The sequence below is a fragment of the Longimicrobium sp. genome, assembly GCF_036280135.1.
Lineage (GTDB): Bacteria > Gemmatimonadota > Gemmatimonadetes > Longimicrobiales > Longimicrobiaceae > Longimicrobium.
The window spans coordinates 1-4,585 of record NZ_DASURI010000706.1 but is presented as its reverse complement, the minus strand read 5'-3'; the positions used below and the strand labels follow the sequence as shown (position 1 = coordinate 4,585).

The 4,585-nt window shown below is 70.8% G+C and carries 6 protein-coding genes; 5 read left to right on the top strand and 1 reads right to left on the bottom strand.

What is annotated here, in order from left to right:
* The 5 genes from egtD to VFZ20_RS22645 form a co-directional block, all read left to right on the top strand.
* Positions 1-975, top strand: a 975-nt coding sequence (egtD, locus tag VFZ20_RS22665; protein WP_329686232.1) for an L-histidine N(alpha)-methyltransferase, incomplete at its 5' end; no start/stop codon positions are given.
* Between the two features lie 3 nt (positions 976-978).
* Complete coding sequence (locus VFZ20_RS22660; RefSeq protein WP_329686231.1) at positions 979-2,247, top strand: glutamate-cysteine ligase family protein; 1,269 nt, start codon at positions 979-981, stop codon at positions 2,245-2,247.
* Between the two features lie 153 nt (positions 2,248-2,400).
* Positions 2,401-2,604 (top strand): hypothetical protein, encoded by a 204-nt coding sequence (locus VFZ20_RS22655; RefSeq protein ID WP_329686230.1) that lies wholly within the window; start codon positions 2,401-2,403, stop codon positions 2,602-2,604.
* Positions 2,601-3,107 carry a hypothetical protein gene (locus VFZ20_RS22650; RefSeq protein WP_329686229.1) on the top strand — a complete coding sequence of 169 codons (507 nt, stop codon included), beginning with the start codon at positions 2,601-2,603 and terminating at the stop codon, positions 3,105-3,107. Before VFZ20_RS22655 ends, VFZ20_RS22650 begins: the two co-directional genes overlap by 4 nt.
* Before the next feature lie 281 nt (positions 3,108-3,388).
* Complete coding sequence (locus VFZ20_RS22645; RefSeq protein ID WP_329686228.1) at positions 3,389-3,967, top strand: Uma2 family endonuclease; 579 nt, start codon at positions 3,389-3,391, stop codon at positions 3,965-3,967.
* Here the strand turns inward: VFZ20_RS22645 and VFZ20_RS22640 are convergent.
* Positions 3,964-4,585, bottom strand: a 622-nt coding sequence (locus tag VFZ20_RS22640) for a hypothetical protein (RefSeq protein WP_329686227.1), incomplete at its 5' end; no start/stop codon positions are given. The genes VFZ20_RS22645 and VFZ20_RS22640 overlap by 4 nt on opposite strands.

Here is a 4,585-nt window from a genome sequence, read left to right as displayed (position 1 = left end):
GCGATGACTGACTGCATCCAGGCGGTCCCCGCGGCCGCCGTCGTCCCCGACCCGGCGGACGTGCGCGAAGTGGTGGAGGGCCTGTCGCGCACGCCGCGCGAGCTGTCGCCCCGCTTCTTTTACGACGAGCGCGGCTCGCGCCTGTTCGAGGAGATCACCCGGCTCCCCGAGTACTACCTGACGCGCACGGAGCGGGCGCTGCTGGAGCGGTGGATGCCGGACTGGATCGGCGGAATGGCGCCCCGCGCGCTTGTGGAGCTGGGCGCCGGCAGCGGGGAAAAGACGCGCATCATCCTCGACCCCATCGCGTCCGCTGCGGACCGCGCCGTCTACGTCCCCGTGGACGTGAGCGCCGAGTTCCTGGACGAGACGGCGGCGCGCATCGGCGCCGCGTATCCGTCCATCGACGTCGTCCCGGTGGTGGCGGACATCACGGACGCGTTCGCCCTGCCGGACAGGCTGCCCGGGCCCACGCTGCATGCGTTCCTGGGCAGCACCATCGGCAACTTCGCGCCCGGGCCGGCCGTGGCGCTGCTCACCCGCGTCCGCGCGCGGATGGCGGATGGGGACCGCTTCCTGATGGGGGTCGATCTTCGCAAGGATCCCGCGTTGATCGAGGCCGGCTACAACGACGCGGCAGGCGTGACGGCGGAGTTCAACCGAAACATGCTGCGCGTCGTGAACGCCTTGGCGGGCGCGGATTTCGACGTGGACGCATGGGAGCACCGCGCCTTTTACGACCGCCAGGCGCACTGGATCGAGATGCACCTGGTCGCCATGCGCGCGCAGACGGTCACGCTCGCCGGCGGCGCCGCGTTCCACTTTGCCGCCGGCGAGAGCATCCGCACGGAGATCAGCGCCAAGCACGACCGCGGCAGCGTGGACGCGATGTTCGCCGCCGCCGGGCTCGCCGTCCAGCAGTGGGAGACGGACGCGGACGGACGGTACGCCATCACCCTCGCCGCGCCGCGCTGACGCATGCCCCCGCTCGCCCGCGCCGACCTGCTGGAGGACCTGCGCACGCACGCGTTCGCGCTGGGCCGCGCGCCCGGCGCGCCGCGCATCGGCGCGGAGGTGGAGCTCATCCCCGTGGCGGCGGACACCGGCGCGCAGGTGCCGATTGTCTCCGCGGACGCGTTGTCGACTCTGCCCCTGCTCCGGCGCTTCGGCGTGCGGCACGGGTGGACGGAGCAGCCATCGCCCTACGGCGTGCCGCAATGGACGCTGCCCGATGGTGGATTGATCAGCTACGAGCCCGGCGGGCAGATCGAGCTGAGCGCCGCCGCGTTCCCCACGGCCACGGCGCTCCTCCGCGCCCTGCGCGCTACCGTGCTCCCCCTGACGGCGTTCATGCGGGACGCGGGGATCGAACTGCTCTCCGTGGGCGTGGAGCCGCGGGGCGGATTGGAAGACGTGGACCTGCAGCTTCCCGGCGCGCGTTACGTCCGCCTGACGAACTTCCTCCGCGACATCGGCACGGGCGGCGAGCGGATGATGCGGCAGACGGCGGCCATGCAGGTCAGCGTCGATCTCGGCGCGGAGCCGCTGCTCGCGTGGCGCGTGCTGAACGCCATGGCCCCGTACGTCACGGCCATCTTCGCCAGCTCGCCCGTCTACCGCGGCGAGCCGACGGGCCACCGCAGCTACCGCGCGCGCATCTGGCGCGAGCTGGACGGCGGGCGCACGGGGTGTTTCCCCTGCGCGGACCCCGTGGCGGAGTACCTGGACTTTGCCCTGGCCGCGCCCGCCCTCCTGCTGGGCGACGGCGCGCACTGGCGCCCGTTCGCGGAATGGAACGCGGAGGGATGCGCCGGCCCGGACGAGTGGCGTGCGCACCTCACCACGCTCTTTCCCGAGATCCGCCCCAAGGGCTTTGCCGAGGTGCGGTCGGCGGATGCCGTGGCGCCGGAGTGGTACGCGGCGCCGCTGGTGCTGCTGGCCGGCATCCTGTACCACGCGCCCACCCTGCGCGCCGCCGCCGACCGGCTGGGCGCGCCCGATCCCGCGCTGCTCCATCCCGCCGGCCGCGACGCCCTCGCGGACCCCGCCATCGCAGCCGTCGCGGGCGACCTGGCGCGGCTGGCGATGGAGGGCGCCGCCGCTCTGCCCGGCTTCTTTTCCGCGGATGACCTGGACGAGGCCGCGGCGTTCTTCGCGCGCTACACCTTTCGCGCCCGCTCCCCCGCCGACGACGCGCTGGACGCCCTCCCCTCCCCCGAACCCGCCGTCTGCCACGCGGCGGACTGACCCACCTGGTGGACGCGCCACGTGCCGTCTGCGGCCCCAAGTGGACGGAGTGCAACAAAGTCCCGCGACACTCTGGACAGGATACGACCGCGCTGTTAGCCTTGGCTTCCGCACGCGTGACGCTGTATTCCTCGAACCCAGGGGGACCTCGCGATGGCACGCTTCGACACCAGCAGCTTCTTTCGCGGCTTGGGCCGCGCCTTTGATCTGCGCGGCGCCGTCGCGCCGCGGTACGTTCGTCGCGCGCAGTGGCACCGCGACGACAACGCCGCCATCGCCTCCGACTGGGCGGCCGTCTGGGGTGACCTGGACGCGGCGTACACGCGTGTCCGGCAGCGCGAGGGCGGCAACCCATGAGCGAACAGCGAAAGCGGCACCGGGCAGGTCCGACCGTTCATCGCCATCCGCGGGAGCACGAGGGGCGCGACGACGAGTCGCGCCCCTCGTTCGTTCCGGCCATCCCCATCGAGATGGCTCACGTGGCCGCCCTGGAGCTGCGCGATGGCCCCATCCCCGACGCGCGCGAGCTGGTGCGCTACGGCTACGCGCACCCGGACGCGCCCAAGATGATCCTGGACGAGTTCGCCACCCAGGGCGCGCACCGCCGGCTGATGGAGCGGCGCTCGGCCAGCCTGGAGCGGATGGCGATGGACGCGGCGGTGCGAAGCGAGCGCCTGGGCGTGGCGTGCGCGCTGCTCATCGCCCTGGTGGGCTTCGGATGCGCCACGTACCTGGTCGCCACGGGGCACGGCGTGGAGGGCACGGTGATCTTCGGGCTGGACGTGTGCGCCCTCGTCTCCGCCTTCATCCTGGGCCGCTCGCGCCCGCCGCGCGGCACGTCCATGGGCCGCGCCGTCTGATCCGGGGCGTGCTCATGGCTGCCGGCCTGCTCGCCAGCGGATCAGTCAGAGGGGCGTACTCGGCCGCTTTTACGCGCTGACGGTGCCTCAGGTGGCGCAGAACGCGCGCGTGATACTTCATACTCTTCCGCGCTGACCATCAAGCCTGCTATTCTGTTGATGTTTGTGCACTCCAGACGCTTTGTTTCGCCGCTGGCGCGTTCGTGGTGGCTGATTTTCGGGCACTTGTGCACAGTGAGCACGCACGTTTACACTCGGACACACCCCGTCCGAGAGGAGATATGGCCACGGCAGCCCTGACCTACTACACCCCCGAAGAGTACCTCGCCCTTGAGCGAAACGCCGAGTACAAGAGCGAGTACATCGACGGCCGCATCATTGCGATGTCGGGCGCACTGCGTGCACACGTCGTGATCGTTGCCAATCTGACGCTCGAAATTGGATCTCGATTGCTGGACTCGCCCTGCGAGGTGTATCCGGCGGACATGAAGGTCCGGATCGAGCGGTCCAACCGGTACGTGTACCCGGACCTGAGCGTGTCGTGCGAGCCCCGCTTCGATGACGGCTACACGGACGTGTTGCTGAACCCCGTGCTGATCATCGAGGTGCTGTCCGACAGCACGGAAAAGTACGACCGCGGCGAGAAGTTCGTGCACTACCGCCGCATCGAGTCCTTGCGCGAGTACGTGCTGGTCTCGCAGAAGGAGGCGAAGGTGGAGACGTACGTTCGGGAAGGCGACTTCTGGCGCGCCACGTCCGTGGCCGGGCTGGACGCTTCGCTCGTGCTCGCCTCGCTGGAGCTGGAGATCCCCCTGCGGCGCATCTACGCCAAGGCACTGCGCCCGCCGATCGAGCCCTAGCGCCGCCGCGTCTTGCGGTCCAGGTGGAGGGAGGCGGCCGTATACAGGCCGGGATAGACGAGCGACAGGCCGATCATCCACCCCGGCGCGTGCGGGTAGTCGCGCAGCATGAGGATGGCCAGCACCAGCCACAGCATCGCCCCGGCCAGCAGCGGCACCTTCCACGGGCGCGGCGCCAGGTTGGGGTAGATGAACCACACGGGCGACACCGTCAGCACGGCCAGGATCACGAACATCGCCGCGTTCGCCGCCGGGGACAGGAACCCGGCGTAGAACGCGGCGATGTTCCAGTACGACGGAAAGCCGCGAAAGAACCCGCGCGCCTCGTCCTTGGCCATCCGGTTGGCAAAGCCCAGGATGGACGCCAGCAGCGCCGGCGCCAGCCACGCCGCGCGCGGCTCCGGTACCCAGCCCATCCGCCAGACGAGCAGCAGCGGGAGAAAGGTGAAGGTCAGGAAGTCGACGATGTCGTCGATGGTGCGGCCGTCGATGTCCGGCGCCGTCTCCTTGACCCGCCACGCGCGCGCCAGCGGACCGTCCGCCGCGTCGATGAGCGTGGCGAGGGCAAAGAGGAGAAAGACGCGCGTGGGCTCCGGCCGCGGCGCGCAGATCTCCGCG

Excerpts from the sequence above, each read along its gene's own strand:
- VFZ20_RS22660 (WP_329686231.1), top strand. The coding sequence starts at position 979 with ATGCCCCCGCTCGCCCGCGCCGACCTGCTGGAGGACCTGCGCACGCAC.
- VFZ20_RS22655 (WP_329686230.1), top strand. The coding sequence starts at position 2,401 with ATGGCACGCTTCGACACCAGCAGCTTCTTTCGCGGCTTGGGCCGCGCC.
- VFZ20_RS22650 (WP_329686229.1), top strand. The coding sequence starts at position 2,601 with ATGAGCGAACAGCGAAAGCGGCACCGGGCAGGTCCGACCGTTCATCGC.
- VFZ20_RS22645 (WP_329686228.1), top strand. The coding sequence starts at position 3,389 with ATGGCCACGGCAGCCCTGACCTACTACACCCCCGAAGAGTACCTCGCC.